This window comes from Deltaproteobacteria bacterium (assembly GCA_020848745.1).
GTDB lineage: Bacteria > Desulfobacterota > Binatia > UTPRO1 > UTPRO1 > UTPRO1.
The window spans coordinates 1-24,287 of record JADLHM010000043.1 but is presented as its reverse complement, the minus strand read 5'-3'; the positions used below and the strand labels follow the sequence as shown (position 1 = coordinate 24,287).

The following is a 24,287-nucleotide window of genomic DNA, read 5'->3' as shown; positions in this document are numbered from 1 at the left end:
CCCGGCGGGGCTCGGCGCTGTCAAGAATCGCGCCCGCATAGTAGATCCGGCCCATGGCACCGACGATCAAGCGGCTTCGAGAGGTGGGACGATACGCCGTCGGCATCGACTGGAGCGACGGGCACGACAGCATCCTGCCGCACCGCCACCTCCGCACCGCCTGTCCCTGCAACGCGTGCCTCGCCGCGCCACCGGAGGTCGGACCCTCGCACTGCGAGGTCGCCCTCGTACGCACGGTCGGCGACGGTACGCTCTTCATCGCCTGGGCCGACGAGCACGAGACGTTCTTCATGGCCGACGAACTCCGGGCGCTCTGTCGTTGCGCGCACTGCGTGCGCGAGCCGAACTATCCGATCTCCGGCCAGTAGCGCGCGTCCGGGGCTGGTTATCCACAGCTGTGGATGACTCGGCCCTCGGCTTCACGCGAGGTTGACCGCCCGCTCCCCCAGTGGCGGCGCGTCAGCTCGGCGTCGGCTCGCTCTGCGCCGAGACGCGCAGCGTGACCCGGAAACGCGGACGGTTGGCACGCCGGTCGATCTCGGGAATCACCAGCACCCCGGCGCCGTCGAGCGTCCGAAGCGACGTCGACGCGTGCGAGAGGGCGCGGCGCACCGCTTCCGCGATCGTGTGGTCCGACGAGCCCTCGAATTCGAACGTCACCGGCTCCTCCTCGAGCACCTCGGGAGAAGCATCGGCAACAGCAGCGTCGGCGACCGCCCATGCGGCGTGGATCTCGTGCATTATGGATGACCCGTTGGTGCTGAAAGGAAACGACCCGGCAGAGCGGCGCGACGACTCCGCGGAGCGAGGTTGGCGCCACCACCACTCCGCCGTCTGCTACCGCGGGCAGAGGTAGCCTTCTTCACGTCGGACTGTCAAGAAAAATCTGCGCCAGATTGTCTCACCTCGACAGCCGTACCGAACGAGGGCAGCGATCCACCCGACATGCCCGCCGGTCGTCGGAGCCACCGGGCCGTATGGGATCGCCCGGGCCGCGCAACCAGATCTTCTGGACGGCCGCTCGCGACGATCTCGCCCCCGTTGGCCGCGGCCTCGGGACCGAGATCGATGAGATGGTCGGCGGCACGCAGCACGTCGAGGTTGTGCTCCACGACGACCAGGGTGTGCCCCTGGTCGACCAGGCGATGGAAGGCGTGGATCAGCCGTTCGACGTCGGCGAAGTGGAGGCCGGTCGTGGGCTCGTCGAGGACGAAGAGCGTGCGACCCGCACCGCTCCGGCCGAGCTCGGAGGCGAGCTTGATCCGCTGCGCTTCCCCCCCGGACAGCGTGTTGCTCGGCTGTCCGAGCGTCAGGTACCCGAGCCCGAGCTCGACCAGGACCGCGAGCGGCCGCGCGATCACGGGCACCGCCGCGAAGATCCCGGCCGCCTCCTCGACGGTCGCGTCGAGCACGTCGGCGATCGAGCGTCCGGCCCAGGTGACCGCGAGCGTCTCCGCGGTGAACCGCCGGCCACCGCACGCCTCGCAGGCGACGGACGTCTCGGGGAGGAAGCTCATCTGCACCCGGATCCGACCTTGGCCGGCGCACGCGTCGCACCGACCGTCGGCGACGTTGAAGGAGAACCGCCCCGGCGCGTACCCGCGCGCGCGGGCGGCCGCCGTCCCCGCGAAGAGGCGACGGATCTCGTCCCAGAACCCGACGTACGAGGCCGGGATCGAGCGGGGCGTGCGTCCGATCGGGCTCTGGTCGACCTCGATGACGCGCTCGATGGCCTCGTGGCCGGTGATCGCCCGGTGCGCCCCGGGACGCGGCGCGGTCAGCCCCTTCGCCCGGCGCAGGCCGCAGTAGAGCACGTCCTTGACGAGGGTGCTCTTGCCGGAGCCCGAAACCCCGGTCACGCACGTCCACGCTCCGAGCGGGACGTCCACCGTCAGGTGTTTCAAGTTGTTGGCCGTCGCGTCCCGAACCGTGAGCCGGGGACCGTCGGTCGGGCGAGGCGGCCGACCGCGCTCGCGGCCCCCGCGGAGATAGCGCCCGGTGAGGGAGCGGGGGTCCGCCGCGATCTCGGCGGGCGTGCCCAGCGCCACGAGCGCGCCGCCGTCTCGACCCGCGCCCGGACCGAGGTCGACCACGAGGTCGGCGGCCGCGATCGTCGCCTCGTCGTGCTCGACGACGAGGACCGTGTTACGTCGCTCCACGAGCGTCCGCAGCGACTCGAGGAGCCGTGCGTTGTCGCGCGGGTGCAGGCCGATCGTCGGCTCGTCGAGCACGTAGCACGCGCCGCGGAGGTTCGCGCCGAGCTGGGCCGCGAGGCGGATGCGCTGCGCCTCGCCGCCGGACAGGGTGTCCGCGCTGCGGTCGAGGGTCAGGTAGCCGAGACCGACGGTCGCGAGGAACGCGAGCCGCGGGCGCACCTCGGCGAGCAGGTCGCGGACGATCGCCGCTTCGCGCGTGCCGAAGCGCCACTCGCCGAGCGCCACCGCGCACTCGTCGACGGTCATCGCGGTCAGCTCCGGGAACGTCCGGTCGAGCACCCGCACCGCCCGTGCCCGTGGCACGAGCCGCGTCCCCGCGCATCCCGGACAGGCCTGGAGCGCGACGTACGGGCGCATCGCGTCGGCGACGATCGCCTCCCCGGCGGCGCCGCCTTCCGCGCTCTCCTCGTAGAAGCCGTGGGCGCGCAGGAGCGGCAACACCCCGTCGATCTTCTTGCCGTCGCCCTCGAGCACGAGTCGGCGTTGCCGCGCGGTCAGCCGCCCGAAGGGGCGGTCGACCGCGATGCCGACGCCCTGCACCGCGCGCAGGAGCCGTCGCTCCTCGCTCCCGAGACCGAGCTCCGCGAGCGCGGGGATGGCACCGTCGCGGAGCGAGCGCGCCGGATCGGCGACGACGGCCTCCTCGTCGATCTCGATCCGGGTTCCGAGCCCCTGGCACTCCGGACAGGCGCCCTGCCGGCTGTTGAACGAGAAGAGCCGGGGGTCGAGCACCTCGTAGCCGAGGCCGCAGGGCGCGCAGAACAACCGCTCGCTGAACACGTGCTCGCGCCCGCCCGCGAGCGCGACGACGACACCGGCGCCGAGCCGCAGCGCCTCGGCGACCGGCGCCGTGAAGCGCTCGGCGCCGCGTCCGCCCGGCACGCGGCCCACCAGCACATCGACGTCGTGCTCGGTGTAGCGATCGAGGTCGGGCAGCGGGTCGAGCGGCAGGACCGCGCCGTCGACGCGCACGTGCGTGTAGCGCAGCCGCCGCGCCGCGCGCAGGACGTCGCGGTGGAACCCCTTGCGCCCGCGCACGACGGGCGCGAGAAGGACCGCCGCCCCGCCGCCGACGCGCTCGGCGAGCCGCGTCGCGATCTCACCCCGGGGCAGCGGCCGGATCGACCGGTCGCAGCCGACGCAGTGTTGCACGCCCACCTTCGCGAACAACAGGCGGAGATAGTGCGCCACCTCCGTCACCGTCGCGACCGTCGACTTCCGACCGCCGCGGCTCAGGCGCTGCTCGATCGCGATCGTCGGCGGGATACCGGCGACGAAGTCGACGTCCGGCCGCGGCAGCACGTCCATGAACTGGCGTACGTACGTCGACAGGCTCTCGAGGTACCGGCGCTGCCCCTCGGCGAACACCACGTCGAAGGCGAGCGTCGACTTGCCGGACCCGGAGAGTCCCGTCACGACGATCATGCGGTCGCGCGGCAGCTCGAGGCTCAGGTCCCGCAGGTTGTGCTCGCGGGCTCCGACGATGCGGATCGTGTCGCGGTCATGGCCGGCCGGCGGTGGCGCGCCGACCGGCGGCGCCGCCGCCGGCGGCTCGGCCGCGAGCACGGGCGCGAGGAAGCGCCCGGTGTGGGAGGCCGCGCATCGCGCCACCGCCTCCGGCGTCCCGACGGCGACCACCGCGCCGCCGCCGTCGCCGCCTTCGGGCCCGAGGTCGATCACGTGATCGGCGCATTTGATGACCTCGACGTTGTGCTCGACGATCAGGAGGGAATGGCCGCGTTCGGTGAGCTTGGCAAAGGCGCCGAGCAGCCGCTCGATGTCGGCGAAGTGCAGCCCCGTCGTCGGCTCGTCGAAGACGAACAGCGTGTGCGCCTTGGTGTCGTGCCCGAGGTGCGCGGCGAGCTTGATGCGCTGCGATTCGCCCGCGGAGAGCGTGCTCAGCGGCTGGCCGAGGCCGAGGTATTCGAGCCCGACGTCCACGAGCGGCTGGAGTGCCTGCAGGATGTCGGGCCGGTCCGCGAAGAACTCGAGCGCCTCGCGGACCGTCAGGCCCAACACGTCCGCGATCGTGCGCTCGCGATAGCGCACCTCGAGGACGTCGGGGTTGTAGCGCCGTCCGTGGCAGGCCGGGCAGACCAGCAACACGTCCGAGAGGAACTGCATCTCGATCTGCTCGAAGCCGTCGCCGCGACACGTCTCGCAGCGGCCGCCCTCGACGTTGAACGAGAACGTGGCGGCGGTGAAGCCGAGGAGACGCGCCTGGTCCGTCGCGGCGAAGAGCCGGCGGACGCCGTCGAACATCTTGGTGTACGTGGCGGCGTTGGCGCGTGGCGTCGAGCCGATCGGCGCCTGATCGACGAAGATCACCTCGGCGATCTTCTCGGCGCCGTCGATGCCGTCGCAGAGCCCGGGCGGGGCGGTCGGCAGGCCGCGGCGACGGAGCAGGCCGCGATACAGCACCTCCTCGACGAGCGTGCTCTTGCCGGATCCCGAGACGCCCGTGATGCACACCATGCGCGCGAGCGGGATCGTGACGTCGATGCCGCGCAGGTTGTTCGCGCGCGCGTTCCGGATCGTGAGCGCGAGCGCGCGGTTCGGCGGACTGCGGCGGACAGGCGTCGGGATGCGGCGCGCCCCCGACAGGTACCGTCCGGTGAGCGACGCCGGGTCGGCGGCGACCGCGGCGACCGGCCCCGCGGCGACGATGCCGCCCCCGGCCGTTCCCGCGCCGGGCCCCATGTCGATCACGTGATCCGCGGCCATGATGATCTCGGGATCGTGCTCGACGACGACCACCGTGTTCTTGCGCGCGCACAGGTTGCGCATGATTCCGACCAGCCGCGCGCTGTCGCGCGGGTGCAGGCCGATCGACGGCTCGTCGAGCACGTAGAGCGTGTTCACGAGCGAGGACCCGACGGCGGTGGTGAGATCGACACGCTCGAGCTCGCCGCCGGAGAGCGTGCGCGACTGGCGGTCGAGCGTCAGGTAGCCGAGACCCACCTCGAGGAGATAACCGAGGCGCGACCGGATCTCGCCCGCGACGAGCGCCGCCGCCGGATCCTTCTCGGGATCGACCGCGAGGCCCGAGAAGAACGCCAGCGCCTCCTCGACGTTCATGCGGTTCACATCGGCGATCGAGCGCTCGGCGACGCGGTAATCGAGCGCGTCCGGCTTCACGCGGCTGCCGCCGCAGGCGGGACAGATCCGGTACGAGCGATAGCGCGACAGGAGCACGCGCACGTGCATCTTGTAGGTCTTCCGCTCGAGCCAGCGGAACCAGCCGCGGATCCCGAAGAAGCGCTCGTCCCCGTCCTCCACGAGGCGGCGCTGCTCGGGCCCGAGGTGGACGAACGGCACGTCGACGGGGATCTTGCGGCGGCGACAGAACGCGAGGAGCCCGCGGCGCTCCTCGCTGGTCGAGGGCGTCGTCCAGGGCTTGATGGCGCCGCCCTCGAGCGTTCGCCCGGCGTCCGGGATCACGAGGTCGAGGTCGAGGTCGATGACGCGGCCGAAGCCGCGGCAGTCGTCGCACGCCCCGAGCGGGCTGTTGAAGGAGAAGAGGTTCGGCGTGGGGTCGCGATAGACGATGCCGCACGGCAGGCAGGCGAGGGCGGCGCCGTACTCCCGCCGGCTCCTGCTGTCGAGGCTCGCGACCCACATGCGGCCCTTGCCGTAGGCGAGCGCCTGCTCGATCGAGGCGACGAGCCGGGCGCGCGACTCGCGCTTGCAGACGAGGCGATCCACGAGGATGTCGATCGGGCCCGCCGGCGCAGTCGCCAGCGTCTCGAGAGCGTGGACCTCGCCGTCGACGAGGGCGCGGGTGAAGCCCTGGCCGGCGAGCGCCGCCACGAGCTCTCCCCACGGCAGGTCGGGCAGCGGGAACGGAAAGCCGAGGAAGACCGCCGCTCCGGACCGCTCCCGCAGCAGGGTTTCGCAGACGCCGGTCGGCGTGGCGCGCTCCACGCGCGCGCCGCAGCGCCGGCACTGCAGCACGCCGAGCTTGGCGAACAGCAGCTTCAGGTGATCGTGGATCTCGGTGACGGTGCCCACGGTCGAGCGCGACGTGGTCACCGGCCGCCGCTGGTCGATCGCGACCGCGGGAGGGATGCCGCCGACGTGGTCCACGTCGGGCTTCTCCATGCGCTCGAGGAACTGCCGCGTGTAGGTCGAGAAGCTCTCCACGTAGCGCCGCTGGCCTTCCGCGTAGAGGACGTCGAAGGCGAGCGTGGACTTGCCGGAGCCGCTCACCCCCGTCACGACCGTGAGCTGGTGCAGCGGAATGTCGACGTCGATGCCCCGCAGATTGTGCTGACGGGCGCCTCGGATCTGGATATGGTCGCTGGCCATCGTCGTCGGACGGCGCCGTCGCGACGCCGAAACGGGGCACTATAGTGGAAGCGACCTCTCCCTGCACCCCGGCGGCGCCGGACGCGATCGCCGGTCGTCCCGCGACCCTGCTCGACGTCGACCTCGGCGTGCGGCGGGTGCGCCTGCACGCGGTCCCGGCCCTCGAGACCCTCGTGGACCGCGGCGCGCTCCTGCGCGGCGAAGCCGAGCCTCCCTATTGGGCGCACCTCTGGTCGGGCGCGTCGGTGCTCGCCGGATATCTGGCGCGCTTCGTGCCCCTCGCCGGCCGGCGCGTGCTCGAGATCGGCTGCGGCCTCGCGCTCCCCGGCGTCACCGCCGCGGCGCTCGGCGCGGACGTCACGCTCGTCGACGCCGTCCCCGAAGCGCTCATGTTCGCGGCGGCGAGCGCGGCGGCGAACGGCGTCCGCTGCGCCGTCGCCACCGCCGACTTCATGCGCCTCGATCCCGGATGGCGCTTCGACGTCGTCCTGGCCGCCGAGGTCGCCTACGATCGCGAGCGCTGGGGGGAGATCGCCGCGGTGTGCGAGCGCCACCTGGCGCCCGCCGGCGTCACCTACCTCGCCGACGGGTATCGGACCGACACGCGCGGCTTCTGGGCCGCGCTCGCGGCGCGCGGCCTCGTCGTCCACGCCGTCGACGTGCGGGCCGTGGAGGAGGGGCGCCCCGTCGCCGTGCGCGTCGCCGAGGTCCGCCGGCCGGGCGTCAGGTCTCGAGGCATCCCGCGACCAGCTCCTTGAGCCGATCCACGTCGAGCGGGAGGGGCAGGCAGTGCACGTCCTCGACGCCGCTCACGATCCAGCGACGCCGCTCGGTTTCCGGCATGCCGAGCAGGACGAACGGCGTCCTGCGGCCGTGCTGCCGGGCGCTGCAGAGCACCGTCAACCCGCACACTCCGGGCAGGGCGACCTCACTCAGCACGAGATCGTACGCGTGATCGTCGAGCGCCTCCATCGCGGCCTCGCCCGAGGCGACACGATCGATCATGTAGCCGCAGCGGCAGAGGATGCGGCCGATGGTGCCGCTGAAGTTGTCATCGGCCGCGACCACGAGGATGCGGCGCGAGGTTGGGGGAAGGCCGGACATTCGGGATCGGGTCAGCACGAAATATGCCACGCGCGGGGATGACGCTACAGCCCCGAAGGCGCGCAGGGTCCCACAATCGCACCAGCCCGCCCGGACGGGGGTCCGGGCCGGGCGTCGCGAAGCGTGACACCCCTGAGTCAGTCCAACCCGTACTTCTCGATCTTCCGGTAGAGCCTCTGGCGGTCGATCCCGAGCAGGCGCGCCGTCCGGTTCTTGTTGCCCTTCGCCTGCCGGAGCGCCGCCGCGATCAGCTGGCGCTCGGTCGCCTCGAGCGACGGCACCGCGCTCCCGAAGTCGAGCCCGTCCCCGCTCGGTGCGGGCGGCGCGGCGACGAGGTGGCCGAGGCTCGCGGGCGTGATGTCGTCGCTCGGCGCGAGCGCGAAGCAGCGCTCGATCACGTTCTCGAGCTCGCGGATGTTGCCCGGCCAGTCGTACCGCTCGAGGAGCGCGAGCGCCGCCGGCTGGATCGCCTTCGGGGCGACATTGAATTGCCGCGCGTAGCGCTCCACGAAGTGGCGCGCCAGGAGCGCGACGTCCTCCCGGCGCTCGCGCAGCGGCGGCAGCGGCAGATGGACCACGTTCAATCGGTAGTAGAGGTCGGAGCGGAAGGCCCCGGCCTGAACCTCGGCCACGAGGTCGCGATTGGTGGCGGCGATCAGACGCACGTCGATCTTGAGCGGGCGCGTCGTGCCGAGCGGCGTCACCTCGCGCTCCTGGATGGCGCGCAGGAACTTCACCTGCAACGCGGCCGGAATGTCGGCGATCTCGTCGAGGAAGAGCGTACCCCCGTGCGCGGCCTGGAAGACGCCCTCGTGATCGGCGACGGCGCCCGTGAACGCGCCGCGCCGGTGGCCGAAGAGCTGGCTGTCGAGCAGCGTGTCGGACACCGCGCCGCAATTGAGCGCCACGAACGGACGCTCGGCGCGCGCGCTCCGCTGGTGGATGCTGCGCGCCACGAGCTCCTTCCCGGTGCCGCTCTCGCCCGTGATGAGCACGGTGGTCGTGTTCTGGGCGAGCGCGTCGATCGCCTGGTAGAGCCCCCGCATCGCGACGCTCTGGCCGATGATCTCGCCGAAGCCCTGCGAGCGCTCGATCACCTCCCGGAGACGGCGGTTCTCGCGCTCGAGGCTCGCGACCCTGAGCACCTGCTCGATCGTCATCAGGAGCTCGTCGGGGTTGCACGGCTTCACGAGGTAGTCCCAGGCGCCGAGCTTCATGGCCTCGACGGCCGCTTGCGTGCTGCCGTGGCCCGTCAGCACGATCGTCGGGGGTGACAGGAGCCGGCGCTCCCCGGGCGGCGGCGGTGGATCGGGCTGCAGGCGGCGCAGCAACGCCATGCCGTCCATCACCGGCATGTTCAGGTCGGTCACCACGACGTCGAACGCGCGCTCGGCGACGGCGCCGAGCGCCTCCCGGCCGTTCGCCATGGTCGCGACGTCGTACCCTTTGCGCTCGAGGATCTTCGCGAGCGTACGCGCCATGTTCGGCTCGTCCTCGACGAGCAGGACGCGCGCCCCCTCCGCAGCCGCCGCGCTCATGCCGTCGCCTCGCTCCGCCCCGTCGCCAGCTCGATCACGAAGGTCGTGCCCACGTTGGGCGTGCTGCGGACGCTGATCTCGCCGTGGTAGCGGCGCACGACCGAGTGGACCACCGAGAGTCCGAGGCCCGTGCCCTGTCCGGGCGACTTGGTCGTGAAGAACGGATTGAAGATGTCGCTCAGCTGATCCGACGGGATGCCGATGCCGGTGTCGGTGAACTCGACCCGCACCCGCCGGTCGGGAGAGAGCGAGGTCCGGATGCTGAGCTCCCCGCCGTGCGGCATCGCCTGCACCGCGTTGGTGATGAGGTTCAGGAAGATCTGGCGGAGCGCGTTCTGGTTCGCCGCGCAGGGTCCGATGTCGCCGAAGTCCGTCACCACCCGCACGTCGCTGTTCTGGAGGTACTTGTTCATCAGGAGCAGCGTCTTGCGAAGGAGATCGTTCGCGTCGACGAGCTCGATCACCGCCCGCGAGTCGCGCGAAAACTCGAGCAGGCTGTTGATGATCGTCTGCACGCGATCCATCTCCTCCTTCGCGATCCGCAGGTCCTCGCGCACTTCGGGGTTGTTCTTGTCGACGATCTCCGCGAGATCGTAGAGCGCGTTCATGATGATCGCGAGGGGATTGCGGATCTCGTGAGCGATGCCGGCGGCGAGCTGCCCGATCGCGGCCATCTTCTCCGACTGGATCAACTGTTCCTCGAGGCGCTGGCGGTCCGACATGTCGACGCAGATCTGCTGGATGAAGCGCTGCTCGCCGTACTCGATGACGCCGGAGTTGATGAAGACCGGGATGATCGTGCCGCTCTTGGCGCGGTGGTGGAGGTCGTCGCGATTCGCGTTGCCCTCGGCGCGCGTCTGCTCCCAGAGGGCGAGCGCCGCCGAGCGCTCGTCGGGCGGATGCAGGTCCCACGTGGTCATGCCGCGGAGCTCCTCGGAGGCGTACTCCAGGCTCTGCTCGGCGACGTGGTTCGCCGCCAGGACCGCGCCGGTGTTCCAATCGATCCTGAAGATCGCCGCCGGAGCGCTGTCGATCGAGCGGCGGTACGTCGCCTCCTGCTCGCGCAGCTGCTCCTCGCGCGCCTCCACGAAGAAGTCGGTGATGTGCAGGAGGCGCTCCTCGAACTCCTGGGCGAGGAGTGCGAGCAGCTCGGCCCGCCGCGGCCGGTCGTCGGCATACCGCCGGCGGACGGCGTTTCCCATCAGCTGGAACGCCTTCATCTGCCCCGAAAGGAAGCGTGACGGCGGGAACTTGGAGATGAAGCCCCGGCTCGCGTGGCTCCGCAGGTAGACGTAGGTGCCGCAGTCCTCGGGGTCGGCGATGTGCCGCACCCAGCGCCGGAGGGCGATCTCGATGTCCTCCGAGAGCGCGGGCCAGCGCGTCTGCGGGATGCCGAACGCGGGCCCGATGTGGGCCACCCAGCCCGCTACGACGTCGGACATGGTCTCGTCGAGCACCCGCGCCAGCTCGTCGCGGAGGGAGCTCCGGGTGCGCGGGAAACGCAGCAGCGAGCACCCCCGCATGTATCCTTCGATGCGCCGGAGGTGCTCGTCGAGAGCGTCGTCGTGCCCTTCTGCACTCATTCGGTCGTGGCCGGACGAACCGCCGAGTCTGTACCAAGTCGGCCCCCCTCGTGCCAGCGTGCCCCCGCAGGGCTCTCGATCAGGTGCGTGGGCGGGCGCCATCCTCTATAGGAGGTTCCCGTGCCGCCCGGCCCCGATCGCGCAACTCGCGGAGACGTCGAGCTTTGAAGCGAGACGACGTGACGCTCGCCGACCCCGCGTCCGATCCGGACGTGCAACGGATGTTGCGCGTCCGGGCGGGCGATGCGGAGGCCTTCCGCGAGCTGTTCGACAAGCACAGTCGGTCGATCGTGAACTTCGCGTTTCATTTCGTGGGAAGCCGCCAGCGGGCGGAAGAAATCGCGCAGGACGTGTTCCTGCAGCTCTATCGGGCCGCCGGCCGCTACGAGCCGACGGCGAAGTTCACGACCTGGCTCTACCGCATCGCGACCAACGCCTGCCTGAACGAAGTGCGCCGGCCGGAGCACCGCCATCCGCGCCGTCCCCTCGAGCACACGCCCGACGACGAGCGGAAGCGCAGCGAGATCGCGTTCCCCGATCCGACCGCCGTCGCCGGGGACGGCGCCTTGGCCGGTCGACAGCTCGAAGCTAAGATCCACGAAGTGCTCGAGGCGTTGCCCCCGAATCAGCGCGCCGCGCTCCTCATGAGCCGGGTCGACGGCCTGTCGTACCTGGAGGTCGCCGAGGCGCTCGAAACCACGGAGAGCGCCGTCAAGAGCCTGGTGTTCCGCGCGACCGCGACCATGCGAAAGGAGCTGGCCGAGTTCCTGTGAGCGACTCCGCCTGCGAACGCACGAGCCCCGAGCTCGTCGCCTATCTCGACGGCGAGCTCGCCGACGCCGCCCGCCGTCCCATCGCGGACCATCTGGCGGGCTGCCCGACGTGCCGGCGCGAGCTGGAGCGCCTGACGACGCTCCAGGGGTGGCTCGCCGACCTCCCGCGTCTCGAGCCGGGCCCGGCCTTCGCGACCGACTTCGCACGCCGCCTCGCCGCCGAGCCGACGCCGCTCGCGGCCCGGCGGGGCGGTGCCCGCGCGCTCCGCTGGATCGTGCCCGCGCTCGCGGCCGCCGCGGTCTTGACCCTCGCGCTGCGCTCGTTCACCGCCGCGCCGCCCGCGCCCGCCGCGCCGCGCGACCGGAGCGCCGCCGCGCCGCCGCGCGACGCGAAGGCGGCGCCCGTGGCCGTGGCGGCGGCGCCGCCGCACACGAGCCCCGACGCCGGGCAGGTCGCGGACGTCGACCAGCTCCGTCTCGAGGACCTGCCGCCGGAGCTCCGCGAGCATCCCGAGCTCTTCCTGAGGCTCCCGGTGGTCCGCCGGCTCGAGACCCTCGAGTATCTCGGCTCGCTGCGCGAGCAGCGCGAGGGTGGCGACGGCGGTGCCGGGTGAGCGCGCGCACGGCCGTCGCGCTCGCGGCCACGTGCGCCGCGCTCGTCGTGATGGCGGCGCCAGCGCGCGGCGGTGAGCGCGTCGCCCAGAGCTGGCAGGAGATGTCGCCGCAAGAGCGCGGCGAGGCCTACCGCAACTACGAGCGCTTCCAGAAGATGCCGCCCGACCAGCAGCGCCAGATCGAGCGCAACTACGATCGCTGGCAGCAGCTCCCGTCGCAGGAGAAGGAGCGCCTGCGCTCGAACTACCGGGAATATCGAGAGATGCCGCCGGCGCAGCGGCAGGACCTGCGGCGACGCTCCGAGGACCGGCGCAAGCGCCGCGACTGATACGTCGGATGCTAACCTTCCGCCAACGCTCGAGGTCACGCCGGTCGCACCGACGACGCTCGACGGCGCCGCGACCGCGCGCGTCTTTGACGGCGTGACCAAGGACCTCGTGCTCGCGCTCGGCACGGGGAGCAACCGGACGACGCTCGGGTCGGCGACGGTTCCCGGGAAGCTCGTCGCGAAGGGCGCGGCCGGCGCCGACGTCGTGATAGTCGAGGCGACGACGATCGGCGGTGGCGTCAAGGCGGATCTCGGTGCGGGCGAGAACGCGCTCGCCCTCGACGAGACGACGGTCACAGGCGCCCTCGCCTACAAGGGCGGGGCCGGCGGGGACGCGGTGAGCTTCACGAGCGTGACTGTCGACGGCGCCGCCAAGATCGACCTCGGCGCCGGCGCGAACGCGGTTCTCGGCGGCACGGCCACGTTCACCGGCAAGCTCGCCGTCAAGGCGGGGGCGGGGAGCGACGCGGTCGTGATCGGCGCGCTCACCGCGGCGCGCGCGGCGGGCATCGATACCGGCGCCGGCGACGACTTCGTCACGATCGCGGGTGCGATGGTCGAGAGCGGCAAGATCGTGGGCGGCGCCGGCATCGACACCCTCATGGTGACCGCCGTCGAAACCACGAAGGCGCTGGCACTCGACGGCGGTGGCGACGGTAACGCCGCGTTCGCGACCGCGCTCACCGTCGGTGGCGGGCTCATCTGCGCGAGCGGCGCGGGCGACGACCGGATCGTCGTCAACACGGCCACCGTCGGCGCGGGCCTCGCGGTCAAGACGGGCGCCGGCACGAACGACGTAACGATGCAGGCGCTGACGGCCGTCGGCAAGCTCGCGTACAAGGGCGGCGCGGGTGCGGATGTGCTGACCCTCGACGCCGTCACCGCCGGCGGCGCCGCGACGGCGGACCTCGGGGACGGCGCGAACCAGCTCGAGATCCGGAACGGCAGCACGCTCGGCCCGCTCGGCGTGAGGGCCAAGAAGGGCCCCGACATCCTGACGCTTCAGGGCGCGACGGTGAACGGCGCGGCGAAGCTCGCGGCCGGCGCCGGCGCCAACGCGATCACCGTCGACGCCGGCACCATTACCGGGTCGCTCGCGGTGACGGCCGGGGCGGGGGACGACGAGCTACGCTTCCTGAACGCGCCGGTCTTCGGGGGCGAGCAGAAGATCGACCTCGGCGGCGGCGCCAACACGGTGACGCCGTGACCGCTCCGCGCCACGCGCTGCGGCTCCTGGCGGCGCTCGCCGGGCTCGGATGCACGCTGCTCGGCGCGCCGCCTTCGGCCGCCGCGCTTTCGCCGCCGACGTCGATTACGGAAAGCTTTTCCGCGACCGTCGACAACGCTGGCGATTGCGAGGGCGGCCCCGAGCTGTTGCGGAGCCATCCGGTGCAGGCCGGCGACGTGGTCCGGATCACGGCCAGGATCTCGGGCTTCGATCCGAACCTCCCTCCCGACACCCCGCTCGGCGATGCCGTCTTCGCAGGCGTGACGGCCGACTTCAGCAGCAGCGATCCTAGCAACACGACCACCGGTGTCGTCGCCGCGGACGAGGTCGCCGACCTCACCGTCTGCATCGGCGTCGGCACCCACGTGACCGTCACGGTCGAGATCAACCCGACGGGCCGCCTCGTGAACGCGGTCGCCCTGCTAGCGACGCCGCTCGTCCGCGATTGCGAGGAGGGCAGCGAGCAGGGGGTGCCCTGTCCGGTTCCGAAACAGGAGCTCGCGGACTACCACCCCGACCAATGCGACAGCGAGACCGTCGGTCCGCTGTGGCAGTGGCGTGACTGTGCCAGCGAGACCGGCGGTACCGCGGGTCTCGATGGCAAAACGGAGCTCAAATGGCCGGTGACCGTCGTCGGCGGCGAGTCCATCATCTTCGACGGCGTGCGCGTCAAGGTGCCGCCGGCCCTCGCCGCCGAGGGCGTCTCGGCGGTGCGGATCGGTGGGGTCGTGACCATCGGCGACCAGACCTTCCATCTCGAGCTTCGCGATGCCACGGAGCAATTCACTGACGAATGGGTCGCGACCCTCGTCGTTGGCGAGAACCGCGAGACCTTCCCGGACGTCTATGGACGCCACGATCTTCGCGTCGAATGGCACGCCACCATCGAATATGGGGACGACCAGAGCGCGAGCCTCGACGCCGGCGAGACCGCGCAGATCGTCTTCGTCACGCCGGCGCGTCCGACGAGGTCTACCCTGATTCCCTTCGTGTCGCTCTTCGCCTTTGCCATGCCTGACGGGGTGAGGGCCACGAGCGCGGTCGCGCTCGACGAGCGGGTCTGGTCGGCGTTCATGAGCCTGGAATTCACGCGCACACGGCTCAATCCAAGCACCGGCACGCTACAGTCGGGCACGCGGCTCCGCTACTACCGCGACTGGATGCTCTCCGACCTCCTCGCGTTCGGCTTTCCCAACGACCGCGGCGGACGCCACCGTTTCGAGTGTGAGGGGGGGACGCACGAGGAGGAAGCACTCAGCGAGCCGGTCCGCTTCGAGGGCGCGGGCGTGGCGCGCTGCGACGCCTTCGTCCGGCTCCTCGAAGCCACGTGGGGGTTGCTCGGCACGAAGTCCGAGAGCGTGGACCTCGACGACACGTCCGCCTGGAGGGCTCTCGCCGCGAGGCTGCCGCGGACCGCGACCTTCATGCTCATCCGCCCGCAGTCGTGGAGGTTCGGCGCGCTTGCGTCGATCCTGACGCCGGAGGCGCTCGCGCGCCTCCATGCGCCGCTCGGCTACAGCCACATGGTGAGCTTCCCGCCGATTCCCGGGCTCGCGCTCGCGGCCCTCGGCTCTCCGTTCGGCACGGTCGAACAGGTCGCGGCGACCGAGCCGATCGCGCAGAACACGTCGGAGCCCCCGCTCATCTACAGGCTCGGCGAGTTCACGCTCCTCGAAATGGATGACGTCACGTACGACCCGACGTTCGGCCAGCGCTACTCCTCGATCGCCCACTGGATCGCGACCAACGTCGCCGGCGTCGCGTCGCACACGATCGGGGAGGAGGGCAAATCGGATGTCGACTTCTGCCGGCCTCCGCTGCCCTGCACGCTCTGGGTGCGTCCGACGACACAGTAGCGACCGACCGCGGGAGGTCACCGACTCGGGACGGACGGAGTTCGTCGTCGCGGTCAAGCCTGGCGCCGAGGCGGACGATGCGGGACCACGAGTTTTACGCGAGGATCTTGGGGCTGACGGCGCCGTGGAGTGTGGAGCGAGTCGAGCTCAACGTCGCCAGGGACGCGGTGCACGTGTGGCCGCAGCGCGCCTCCGATGCGCCGGCGACGCGCCCCGAGTGCCACAGCACGCAGACGATCTACGATCACCGCGAGCGCGAGTGGCGGCACCTCGACACGTGTCAGCTCCAGACCCGGCTCCATGCGCGCGTGCCCCTCATCGACTGCCCGACGCACGGGGTGTTGCAGAGCCCCGTACCCTGGGCTGTGACGAACAGCAGTTCAGGACAACGTCCGACTTTGGGGATTGTGTCACCCGCCGTACGGCGAACCTTCGACGAAAACGGCGCTAAAAACGCCTATCGACCTGGGTCGCGGTCGGCGACGCCTTCGGCTTCGTCGATCCCATGCTCTCGCCGGGAGCCATGGTGGCGCTGCGCGCGGCGGAGTTTCTGGCCGAAGCACTCGCTCCCCTGGCGCATCCCTCCCTCCTGTGCCACCGATACCACCAGCCTCCCCGCCGCGCGTGCAGAGCCGGCTCTAGTCCGAAGTTACGGGCGCCGATGCGGTCGGGCTCTCCCGCGGGGGAACCGTGTCGATAGACTATTCGCGGACGTCGCCGAGAATCCTCTCCCATCGCGCGATCCGCTCGTCGTCGAGACCCACGAGCTCGATCAACCGGTCTCTGACGTACACCCGATCGAACGAGGCGCCCATGAAAGCGATCAGGCGTTCGAGGTCTAGGATGTCCTTGGTCCGGAAGAACAGCATCTTGAAGACGGCAAGGTCCTCCGGGGAGATAAACCACGCCGGACGGCCGCCGAGCGGCGCTCGCCGTATGCGCTGACGGACGCTGTCGTAGAAGGGGAGGCTGGCGACGAATACGTCGATCCGCATCTCCTGCCACCAGAGCTTGAAGTCTCCCCGTGTTCGGGCGCTTTCGAGGGCGGCGTCGACGTCGACCGTGAACCCGCCGTGCAACAGGACCTCCAGTACGGACGCCAACTCGTCGGGTCCAACGAAGATGTCGAGGTCGACGTCGTTCGTCGCGCGTGGAAACCCCCAGACACCGAGCGCCAATGCGCCGCCGATCGCATGCGGAACTCCGGCCACCTCGAGGACGTCCGAGAGACGGCGCGCCAACTCGGGGGCGGATGTAACCGTCATGTCAGCGGGGCGGCGGTCACTAGTCGGATCCAGAGCTGCTCGTGGGCCGGCAATCTCGGGTCCTGGTGTTGCAGGACGCGCCTGCCGTCGGCGCGTGCTGCGATCTGCTCTGCAGCAAGGCGACAGAGCGCCTCGAGGATCTCCGATCGCTCGGCTACCGAGGTTCCGCGATACGGCGCGATGTCCTCGCGGATCGCATCGTGATCCGATCGGCGGCGGAGTGCGGGCGGTAGGACGTGCAGGGTCATGCCACCACGTTGCCCCGTCTGCACTGACCCCGCAAGCGGCGCGGACGCGGACGACCCTTGCGGCGTCGCCACAGCGACCTACGATCGGCTCGTCTCCTTTGAGATCGAGCGCCTGCAGTGCGCGTTCGGCGACGCCGGCGTCTCAGACTGCTGCTCAGTGCGCCGCCTGCTGCGTTGTCTTGGCGATGATCGTGAGCTGGGCCATCGACGTCGGCGGATCGTTCCCTGTTTCCGCCAGGACCGCCGTGCACACGAGCTTCTTTAGACGTGGCGAGGATGCGCGCCGAGCCCTTCGAGAAGATGCCGCCGCCCAGGTTTGGATTGATCAGTATGCCTGCGGCGCCACCCGTCCCAAATATCACGGTTTGCCCGGGGGCCCCGGCGCTCCGGGGTGCACGGCGCTCGAGCTCCTCGGGCTCGAGCTCCGCGACGACAACCGCAGAATCTTCGCGACACCGGGCATCTACCTGCCGCGCGTGCAGTAACCGACGCGCGGCACGGCGGCGCCGGAGCGCGTTGTGGGACGTCCTCCGGCTGCCGCGGTGAACCGCCGTCGATTTTTCGTTGACTCGCGAGGATGTCGCCTCTAACGAAGAATTACCGGACTCGACGAACCGCGTCTCCTGGACTGTGCCGATCGATGCGCAACGAATGAGGAGGTCGCCGTGGATTCCCGGATTCGCTCAGTATTGGTCGCGTGTGGCTTCGCTGTCGGGCTGACGGCTCTCCCCGCGCTTGCCGCAGAGCCCCATGTCACGAGCTGCCGTCAGAGCTGCGGCAGGGAGGGCGCCTGCGTGCGTGCCGCGAAGGCGGCGTTCACGTCGTGCGCCGATACGGCCGACAACCCCGCCGTCTGTTTTGCGATCATGCGAGCATCGCGCGACGCCTGCACAGCCGCCGTGGGCGCCTGTCGAGCGCGGTGTCCGGCTTGCGCCGCCGACGCCACGTCCGGATTCACGGGATGCGCGACCGCGCCCGACCTCGCCGAGTGCGCCGCGAACGTGGCGGACGGCTTTCAGCAGTGTCTCCGCAGCTCGGTCTCGGGTTGCGAGGGTTATGAAGGCCTCGCGAGCGCGGCGGCGCTCGCACTTTCGCCCTATCCCGTGGCCGAGGCGGAGCAGCTCGCGCTCGAGGCGTCGGGAGCGTTCGTCGCGGCGCCGGACGTATATACCCGTATTCGCGACGACTTGGCGGCCATCCGCAGCGCCTATCCGGAGGTGAGGGGAATCGAAGCCTTCGAGAGCTGGCGCGCGAACGAGCTGTTGGTCTCGTTCGACGACGCCGGCAAAGCGATGGTCGACGCCGGCACCTACGACGCCTGGGCTTGTCAGAACACGCGTTATGGGCTCACGTCGATCAGTCCGAGCATTCCTTCCTTCTATGTGTTGGAGTTCAGCCACCGCATGAACGCGCCGCTGCTCGCGAGCGAGTATGCGGGCCTCTCGCACGTGACCTCGGCCGAACCGAATAGTATCTTCGGTGACCACAGCGACGTCTGCGCCGCCATCGCGGGCACCACATACACGTACGTCTTCGACGAAGGCTCCGGGGATTGTCCCTCCGGATGCATCGATCACACGTATTGGGGTTTCGCGACCACCTCGACGGGTTCGATCACGAGCCTCGGCACGTGGTCCCGGGGCGACAGTCCGCCGCCGTGGTTCGTGGCCAGCGGCTGCGTGCGCTGGCTCTGACGTCGCTCACCAGCAGCCCTGCCACCGTTCGCCACAGCGGGGCTCTTCGGGACGAAGCGGTAGACGCGGGATCTGACGTATCCCACTTGACCGTACGTTGTGGGATATGACAAAACATATCCCACCTTCTCATGGGAGGTGGGATATGTTCCATCTGACCAAACCGCACGAACGCGCGTTGTTTCTCGTCTTCAGCGAGCTCGCGCGTCAGGCATCCGAAACTCCGGTGGTGCTTCTCGGCACACCCGGGACGATTGCCGAACGTACCAATGCCGAGGGGACGCGTTTCTGGGTCCGCCGCTACTCCGATGCGAGCGGCGCGCGGCGGGAACAGTACGTCGGGAAAACCGATGATTCCGAGTCGGCGGCCGGTGTCCAAAACCTTCGCCTACAGATCGCGTCGGCCAATGCCGCCATCGCGAGTGTGCGGCTGCTCGCGCGCTCGGGCTACGCCACCGTCGACAAGAAAGCGTTCTTCACGCTCGCGAGCCTGCACAATCGTGGCGTCTTCCGAGCCGGCGGCTTCCTCATCGGAACGCATGCGTATGGCGCGCTCCTGAATGCCCTCGGTGTGCGTGCCGTCGCCTATGCGACCGAAGACGTCGACATCGCCCGCGGCGAGCGTCTCGCACTGCCCGAGGTTCCGAGCTTCCTCGGGATGCTTCGCGAGAGTGGGGTCGAGTTCGTCGAGGTACCGCAGCTCGATCGCCGTGCGCCCGCCGTCTCGTTCAAAGAGCGCGGGGTGTCACGATTTCGCGTCGACTTGCTCGTGCCGTCGAAGAACGAGAAGTACCCGGTCATCCCGGTGCCCGAGCTCCAAGCGCACGCGACCGGTCTCCCGTATCTCGCGTACCTGCTCGGTCCTTCTCAGATGGTCCCCATCCTCAGCGCGCACGGCGTGGCCGAGGTGCGCATTCCAGCAGCGGAACGCTACGCGACCCACAAGATCTTGGTTTCACAACTACGCGGCTCCGCCGGCGCCAAGACCGGTAAGGATCTCCAGCAAGCCGCCGTCCTGGTCGATGCGCTCACCGAGCAATTCCCTGGCGCCTTGGGCGAGGCGGTCGATGCATTGCCGAAGTCGGCGCGACGCCTCTTCGGTCGGGGCCTGAAAGCGCTGCGTGCGCACCTTCCGCGTACGGCGGAAACGGCCTGGGAATCGCTCGAGGCGGGACAGTCGTAGGAGACGCCTCCGAGTCACGCGCAAGCCTTGCTACCCGACCTCCCTCACGGTCGCATCGCACCTCGGGCGAACCCGATTCGCGATCGCCGTCATGCTGGTCTCCGACGCCACCGCCCGCTTTTCGTCGTCGAGCTTGCCGCTAGCGGCTCACGACGCGAACACGAACTGGCTCGGCTCCTCGCCGCCCGGGCTCGTCTCGACGATCGCCCCGAGCGGGTCGGCGTGGCCGCAGAGGCGCGCCACCGTCTCGGCGTCGTCTTTCCTCGTCGTCGCCGTGCACCGCGCGCCGTCCGCGAGTCGGGCGACGACGACGCCGGTCGCGGGCCGCCCCTCCTTCCCGTAGACGACGGTGAAGCTCTCGACGGTCGCCCGCCCTCGGCTGCTCCGTGAACGGCACGGCGGGGCGCGCGTCGAGCTCGGCCTGGAGCGGGCCGCTGTCGCAGCGCACGAACGGCGCCGCCGACGACGCGTACACGCCGGCGGAGTACTTCGAGAGCATGCCGCCGTTCGCGCCGACGAATCCGAACGATCCCGGCCGCGCCCGCTCGACCATGCTGGCGACGGCGTGCAGCGCGTAGTCGTTGCCAGGGCCGCCGAAATACGGAAGCCCGCCTGTCACGGTGAGCCCACGCGGATCGTCCTCGGCGATCGCAAGCGCGTCGCAGACGCTCGACACCGCGACCGGGAAGCAGATGTACAGGTCGAAGCACGCGACGTCGCCGACGCCGATGCCGGCCGCGCGTAGCGCGGCTCTCCCCGCGAGCTCGGCCGCTGGATACGCGCCGAGGTCGGAGCGATCGAGCAGCGGCCGGTCGGCGACCTTGGCGTAGCCGCGGAGATACACGAAGCGGCTCGCGGGAATCCCGAGCTCACGCGCGACCCCGACGGTCGTGAGCACGATGGCGGCGCCCTGATTCACCTGGTCGCGCGACACGAAGAGCCGCGGATACGGGTCGGCGATCATAAGGGCGATGCCGGCTGCCGCGCAGCGGGCGTGTTCCGTGTCGAAGGGAAGGATTACGTCGTCCAGGACGGCGACGTGCTGCATTTCCGGCTTCACGTGTGAACGGGCTGCCCTCGGTCTTTTCTATTGCGTGGACGCTGGTACGAGATCGAGGACGAAGATCACCAGCCACCGCGGACGGCGCGCGCGTAGTTGAATCCGTGCTTGCTGTCATCCGATGCATTGTCGGCCCCGACGCGGCCGAAAAAGAAGTCCACCGACCACGCTCGATTCGTGAGCCGTTGGATGGTCGTCAACGTCCAGTAGTTGAACGAATCGACCGGATCGGCCCCGACCTCGCGATGGTCTCCGACCGGGCCGAAGATCGGATCGATGCACGGCGCCCCCTGGCGGCATCCTGGCGCGTTCAGATCCAGGATGGACTCCAGCTCGGCCGGCGCTCCGGACGGCTCATCCTCCGGGCCCGCGGTCTCGGGTATTCGTCAAGCTCACTCGTCAACGCGGCCGAGGTGCTGAACGCCGGCCAGGAGGACACCGATTCAGTGCCCGCCAACGGATCAGAGTTTCCCGAGGACGATGACGATTCCACGGCCTCTCCAGTGATCGACCTGTCCCTGTCGAAGTTCGCGATCCCAGACCTAGTGCTCCAACGTTGCGGAGGTGCAGGGCGCCGGCGAGCCGGACCCCGATTCGGACCACGGCAACGGGTTCGCGAACGACGAGGACGACGACGACAGCGCCACGGTCGATGCGATCTAGGCATGGTCATTCGCTGCGTTGACACCGCCACCATCGACTCGTTACGGTCGTTGCGGTAGGCAGCGGTGCTCGACTCGTCTTTCGCCTCCACGCGATCAGGCGGATGTTCGAGCGGGGGATCAGCCCCGAGGACGTGCGCCATGTACTCGACGACGGACAGGTCATCGAGCAGTACCCCGACGACACTCCCTACCCGAGCCGACTCGTGCTCGGCTGGCGGGGCGATCGGCCGCTCCACGTCGTCGCTGCCGACATCCCCGGCGGCCAGGAGATCATCGTCGTGACCGTGTACGAGCCCGACGCGATTCGCTGGGAAGCGGGCTTCACGAAACGGAAACCCTCATGAACTGCGTGATCTGCAAGAACGGACGGACCCGACGGGCTGGCATCACGGTCTCGCTCGACCGTGGCGAGACGACCGTCGTCGTCCGCAGCGTTCCGGCCGAGGTCTGCGAAAACTGTGGCGAGGAATACCTCGACGAGGCGACTACTTCACAGATTCTCCGAACGGCAGATGCGGCGGCCCAGGCTGGCGTGAAGATCGAGGTCCGCGACTACCTCGCCGCGTAGACGAGGCATGCCTGCACGTCGTCGAGCGTGATGTGGTCGTACTGCTCGACGATCTGCTGAGGGGTCCAGCCCCGCGCCAGGAGATCGATCACCAGCTCCACGGAGATGCGCGTGCCCTTGATGACGGGCTTCCCGACCAGCACGTTCGGCCTGACTGAGGGCGATGCGTTCGCGCCAGGCCATATCGGGTTTCGTAGCAGCGGACACCGACTACAAGGGGGATTGGAACCAGGGAGATGGGGACGGAAATCGAAGGTCAGGCGAGCACCGCGCGGAACTCCTCGAAACTCACCCCGGCGAGATGGATCAGCTTGTGCAGCATCCCAGGCGCCAGCTCGCGATGATTCGGAATCGACCGCGACGCGATGCTGCCGGGCTTGGTCAAGATCATGTGGCTGCCGACTTGCCGGCGAAACGTCCACCCCAGGCGCTCGAAAGCGCGGCGCGCCTCCTGGCCCGAGACGACGGGCAACTCAGGCAACGGCGACGTCCACCTCGACCGTGCGGACCGTCAGGGGCATGCCCTGCTCCGCACGAACTTCGAGGCAGCCGATGATGGCCTCCCGGATGTTCGCGATCGCCTCATCCTCGGTCTGTCCCTGGCTGACACAACCGGGGATCGCCGGGCACTCCGCGACGATCATGCCGGTCTCGTCGCGTTCCAAGATCACGGGCAACTTCATGAGAGCGACGGTAGCAGGGTGGCCACGAGAGCGACAACCACTACTTGTACAGGCCGCGTCCAGGCCATGGGAGGCAACGTCCCCGACGGGGATTGCACCTTATTATATTGTATATTGGTTCTTCCGGCTTCAGTGTGGGTAGAGGTCGAGCTTTCCGCAGTGAAAGTAGATCGCGGTCTTAAAGTTATCGCGGTTGCGGTAGCCGCGTGCGGTGTAGCGAATCCACTGGATCTTCGAGTTCAGGCCCTCGGCGGCGGCGTTGGTAGTTGGTAGTCGTTATTAGTCGGTAGAAGTCGTTATTAGCGCCGAGTCGACATAATCGGCGATTATCGGACCTACGCCCCGTTCCCGAACTTCGCCCTATTCCCCTATTCTCCAACGACGGGGCGGATTAGCGGCCCGGATGGAACGTGCTGCCGCTCCGCCGTGGTGCCGTCCCACATCCCATGTTGCGAACGGCTCGGTCAAGATACACCGCGGCATCGATCGCCTGGAAGCGATCTCAAATTGCCGCGGGGAGCACGCTGACACCCGGGCGGGTGCTACGCGGGAAACGCGAACGCCAGGTCGTCTCCGACCGCGGGTGGTGGGCGAGCAGGCGCGGGGACCGGCGTGTCGGTCGGGAGACCGAGGTGCCGCAGGATGCGCTGGACGACCGCCGGGTCTTCGAGGGTGGCCACGAAGCGGAGCCGGGCGCCACAATCGCACGCGAGGACGTCGATCTCGAAAACCCGGCGCATCAAGTCGGCCCAGAGCCATCCGCGACGTGACGGCCGGCTCGGCGGCGTGGCGGCCGTCACCGGGGGGAGTGGCGGCGCTGGCGTCGGCTGCGTGGGCTCCAGCGGGACCGCCTGCGCGATGGCGGCAGCGCGATGGCGCGCCCGGGCGCCGAGAATACCATGATAGATCAATAAATTGACTCTGGGCTTGGGGATGAGCACTGCGAGTTTTTCCAGGAATTCCACGCCACCGAAGACCAGGGCGCGCGTGCCGTCGGCCCAGGGATGCGCGAGCGTGAGACCGACGCGCCCGTCGGGGAGGAGCTCGACGCGCTCCTGGGCCAGCGGCGAACGGAGGAGATAGTGGCAGAGTTTTTCGAGGGCGCGGCGGTCCTCGGCGCGGACGGTGCGGCCACCGTGGAGATCGAACTCGGCGGCGCGGGCGTGCCAGGGTGACGCGACCTTGGCGAGCGGGGCGGTCGTCGTGCGTCCGACCCGCCCGACACGCGCCCCGGGCGCCGCGCCGAGGAGGCTCCGTCCGGTGACGCTCGCGGCAGCGAGCGCCGCGAGTGCCCCGGCATCTTCCTCCGCAACCGCATCGTCGGTGGGGTCCTCGCTCCCGAGCGGGATGCCATGACGGCGAAGCAGGGTCG

General features: G+C 69.8%; 24 protein-coding genes and 1 pseudogene. 13 read left to right on the top strand and 12 right to left on the bottom strand.

Going from position 1 to position 24,287, the window contains the following annotated elements:
- Positions 1-53: 53 nt before the first annotated feature.
- Positions 54-368, top strand: coding sequence for a DUF971 domain-containing protein (locus IT293_05540; GenBank protein ID MCC6764108.1), 315 nt, complete (start codon positions 54-56; stop codon positions 366-368).
- 91 nt (positions 369-459) lie between these two features.
- On the opposite strand, the gene IT293_05535 is transcribed toward IT293_05540, so the two are convergent.
- Both IT293_05535 and uvrA read right to left on the bottom strand, forming a co-directional pair.
- Entirely contained in the window at positions 460-741 is a 282-nt protein-coding gene (locus tag IT293_05535) for a dodecin domain-containing protein (protein ID MCC6764107.1), read from the bottom strand.
- Positions 742-875: 134 nt separating this feature from the next.
- Complete coding sequence (uvrA, locus tag IT293_05530; protein MCC6764106.1) at positions 876-6,524, bottom strand: excinuclease ABC subunit UvrA; 5,649 nt, start codon at positions 6,522-6,524, stop codon at positions 876-878.
- A gap of 44 nt (positions 6,525-6,568) precedes the next feature.
- Here uvrA and IT293_05525 point away from each other — a divergent pair, with 44 nt between their 5' ends.
- Entirely contained in the window at positions 6,569-7,282 is a 714-nt protein-coding gene (locus IT293_05525) for a methyltransferase domain-containing protein (GenBank protein ID MCC6764105.1), read from the top strand.
- Here the strand turns inward: IT293_05525 and IT293_05520 are convergent.
- The 3 genes from IT293_05520 to IT293_05510 form a co-directional block, all read right to left on the bottom strand.
- A complete protein-coding gene (locus IT293_05520) occupies positions 7,248-7,628 on the bottom strand; it encodes a response regulator (GenBank protein MCC6764104.1) in 381 nt (126 codons plus the stop codon). The genes IT293_05525 and IT293_05520 overlap by 35 nt on opposite strands.
- Positions 7,629-7,765: 137 nt before the next feature.
- Complete coding sequence (locus IT293_05515) at positions 7,766-9,166, bottom strand: sigma-54-dependent Fis family transcriptional regulator (GenBank protein ID MCC6764103.1); 1,401 nt, start codon at positions 9,164-9,166, stop codon at positions 7,766-7,768.
- A complete protein-coding gene (locus IT293_05510; GenBank protein ID MCC6764102.1) occupies positions 9,163-10,749 on the bottom strand; it encodes a PAS domain S-box protein in 1,587 nt (528 codons plus the stop codon). Before IT293_05510 ends, IT293_05515 begins: the two co-directional genes overlap by 4 nt.
- 164 nt (positions 10,750-10,913) lie before the next feature.
- Here IT293_05510 and IT293_05505 point away from each other — a divergent pair, with 164 nt between their 5' ends.
- The 6 genes from IT293_05505 to IT293_05480 all read left to right on the top strand — a co-directional run bounded on the left by IT293_05505 (position 10,914) and on the right by IT293_05480 (position 16,391).
- The gene (locus IT293_05505; GenBank protein ID MCC6764101.1) at positions 10,914-11,522 is read left to right on the top strand and encodes an RNA polymerase sigma factor; all 609 of its coding nucleotides are present in this window, start codon (positions 10,914-10,916) and stop codon (positions 11,520-11,522) included.
- Entirely contained in the window at positions 11,519-12,136 is a 618-nt protein-coding gene (locus IT293_05500) for a zf-HC2 domain-containing protein (GenBank protein MCC6764100.1), read from the top strand. Before IT293_05505 ends, IT293_05500 begins: the two co-directional genes overlap by 4 nt.
- Entirely contained in the window at positions 12,133-12,465 is a 333-nt protein-coding gene (locus tag IT293_05495) for a DUF3106 domain-containing protein (protein ID MCC6764099.1), read from the top strand. Before IT293_05500 ends, IT293_05495 begins: the two co-directional genes overlap by 4 nt.
- Before the next feature lie 94 nt (positions 12,466-12,559).
- Complete coding sequence (locus IT293_05490; protein ID MCC6764098.1) at positions 12,560-13,672, top strand: hypothetical protein; 1,113 nt, start codon at positions 12,560-12,562, stop codon at positions 13,670-13,672.
- The gene (locus IT293_05485) at positions 13,669-15,549 is read left to right on the top strand and encodes a hypothetical protein (protein MCC6764097.1); all 1,881 of its coding nucleotides are present in this window, start codon (positions 13,669-13,671) and stop codon (positions 15,547-15,549) included. The genes IT293_05490 and IT293_05485 overlap by 4 nt, the downstream gene beginning before the upstream one ends.
- Positions 15,550-15,626: 77 nt before the next feature.
- Positions 15,627-16,391 carry a transposase family protein gene (locus tag IT293_05480; protein MCC6764096.1) on the top strand — a complete coding sequence of 255 codons (765 nt, stop codon included), beginning with the start codon at positions 15,627-15,629 and terminating at the stop codon, positions 16,389-16,391.
- A gap of 419 nt (positions 16,392-16,810) precedes the next feature.
- Here IT293_05480 and IT293_05475 read toward each other — a convergent pair whose 3' ends face one another.
- On the bottom strand, positions 16,811-17,062 hold the full coding sequence (locus tag IT293_05475; protein MCC6764095.1) for a hypothetical protein: 252 nt from the start codon (positions 17,060-17,062) through the stop codon (positions 16,811-16,813).
- A gap of 794 nt (positions 17,063-17,856) precedes the next feature.
- Between IT293_05475 and IT293_05470 the strand changes: the two genes are divergently transcribed.
- Positions 17,857-18,756, top strand: coding sequence for a hypothetical protein (locus IT293_05470; protein MCC6764094.1), 900 nt, complete (start codon positions 17,857-17,859; stop codon positions 18,754-18,756).
- Positions 18,757-18,901: 145 nt separating this feature from the next.
- The gene (locus IT293_05465; GenBank protein ID MCC6764093.1) at positions 18,902-19,939 is read left to right on the top strand and encodes a hypothetical protein; all 1,038 of its coding nucleotides are present in this window, start codon (positions 18,902-18,904) and stop codon (positions 19,937-19,939) included.
- A 147-nt stretch (positions 19,940-20,086) separates the two neighbouring features.
- Here the strand turns inward: IT293_05465 and IT293_05460 are convergent, their stop codons facing one another.
- Positions 20,087-20,539 (bottom strand): hypothetical protein, encoded by a 453-nt coding sequence (locus IT293_05460; protein ID MCC6764092.1) that lies wholly within the window; start codon positions 20,537-20,539, stop codon positions 20,087-20,089.
- A 175-nt stretch (positions 20,540-20,714) separates the two neighbouring features.
- On the opposite strand from IT293_05460, the gene IT293_05455 reads away from it, so the two are divergent.
- From IT293_05455 to IT293_05445, 3 genes are all read left to right on the top strand, one after another.
- Entirely contained in the window at positions 20,715-21,005 is a 291-nt protein-coding gene (locus tag IT293_05455; protein ID MCC6764091.1) for a DUF933 domain-containing protein, read from the top strand.
- Between the two features lie 760 nt (positions 21,006-21,765).
- Complete coding sequence (locus IT293_05450; GenBank protein MCC6764090.1) at positions 21,766-22,008, top strand: DUF4258 domain-containing protein; 243 nt, start codon at positions 21,766-21,768, stop codon at positions 22,006-22,008.
- The gene (locus IT293_05445) at positions 22,005-22,232 is read left to right on the top strand and encodes a type II toxin-antitoxin system MqsA family antitoxin (GenBank protein ID MCC6764089.1); all 228 of its coding nucleotides are present in this window, start codon (positions 22,005-22,007) and stop codon (positions 22,230-22,232) included. Before IT293_05450 ends, IT293_05445 begins: the two co-directional genes overlap by 4 nt.
- Here the strand turns inward: IT293_05445 and IT293_05440 are convergent.
- The 5 genes and pseudogenes from IT293_05440 to IT293_05420 form a co-directional block, all read right to left on the bottom strand.
- A pseudogene (locus IT293_05440) lies at positions 22,217-22,415 on the bottom strand (DUF433 domain-containing protein). The gene IT293_05445 and the pseudogene IT293_05440 sit on opposite strands and share 16 nt — an antisense overlap.
- Before the next feature lie 73 nt (positions 22,416-22,488).
- Positions 22,489-22,713 carry a type II toxin-antitoxin system HicA family toxin gene (locus tag IT293_05435; protein MCC6764088.1) on the bottom strand — a complete coding sequence of 75 codons (225 nt, stop codon included), beginning with the start codon at positions 22,711-22,713 and terminating at the stop codon, positions 22,489-22,491.
- Entirely contained in the window at positions 22,706-22,915 is a 210-nt protein-coding gene (locus IT293_05430) for a type II toxin-antitoxin system HicB family antitoxin (protein MCC6764087.1), read from the bottom strand. Before IT293_05430 ends, IT293_05435 begins: the two co-directional genes overlap by 8 nt.
- 129 nt (positions 22,916-23,044) lie before the next feature.
- Positions 23,045-23,158 (bottom strand): hypothetical protein, encoded by a 114-nt coding sequence (locus IT293_05425; protein MCC6764086.1) that lies wholly within the window; start codon positions 23,156-23,158, stop codon positions 23,045-23,047.
- Positions 23,159-23,457: 299 nt separating this feature from the next.
- A partial coding sequence (locus IT293_05420) for a transposase (GenBank protein ID MCC6764085.1) occupies positions 23,458-24,287 on the bottom strand: 830 nt, incomplete at its 5' end.

Bases quoted from the DNA above. Each gene is read 5' to 3' on its own strand.
- IT293_05540 (MCC6764108.1), top strand. From the start codon at position 54: ATGGCACCGACGATCAAGCGGCTTCGAGAGGTGGGACGATACGCCGTC.
- IT293_05535 (MCC6764107.1), bottom strand. From the start codon at position 741: ATGCACGAGATCCACGCCGCATGGGCGGTCGCCGACGCTGCTGTTGCC.
- uvrA (MCC6764106.1), bottom strand. From the start codon at position 6,524: ATGGCCAGCGACCATATCCAGATCCGAGGCGCCCGTCAGCACAATCTG.
- IT293_05520 (MCC6764104.1), bottom strand. From the start codon at position 7,628: ATGTCCGGCCTTCCCCCAACCTCGCGCCGCATCCTCGTGGTCGCGGCC.
- IT293_05515 (MCC6764103.1), bottom strand. From the start codon at position 9,166: ATGAGCGCGGCGGCTGCGGAGGGGGCGCGCGTCCTGCTCGTCGAGGAC.
- IT293_05510 (MCC6764102.1), bottom strand. From the start codon at position 10,749: ATGAGTGCAGAAGGGCACGACGACGCTCTCGACGAGCACCTCCGGCGC.
- IT293_05480 (MCC6764096.1), top strand. From the start codon at position 15,627: ATGCGGGACCACGAGTTTTACGCGAGGATCTTGGGGCTGACGGCGCCG.
- IT293_05475 (MCC6764095.1), bottom strand. From the start codon at position 17,062: ATGACCCTGCACGTCCTACCGCCCGCACTCCGCCGCCGATCGGATCAC.
- IT293_05465 (MCC6764093.1), top strand. From the start codon at position 18,902: ATGTTCCATCTGACCAAACCGCACGAACGCGCGTTGTTTCTCGTCTTC.
- IT293_05450 (MCC6764090.1), top strand. From the start codon at position 21,766: ATGTTCGAGCGGGGGATCAGCCCCGAGGACGTGCGCCATGTACTCGAC.
- IT293_05445 (MCC6764089.1), top strand. From the start codon at position 22,005: ATGAACTGCGTGATCTGCAAGAACGGACGGACCCGACGGGCTGGCATC.
- IT293_05430 (MCC6764087.1), bottom strand. From the start codon at position 22,915: ATGAAGTTGCCCGTGATCTTGGAACGCGACGAGACCGGCATGATCGTC.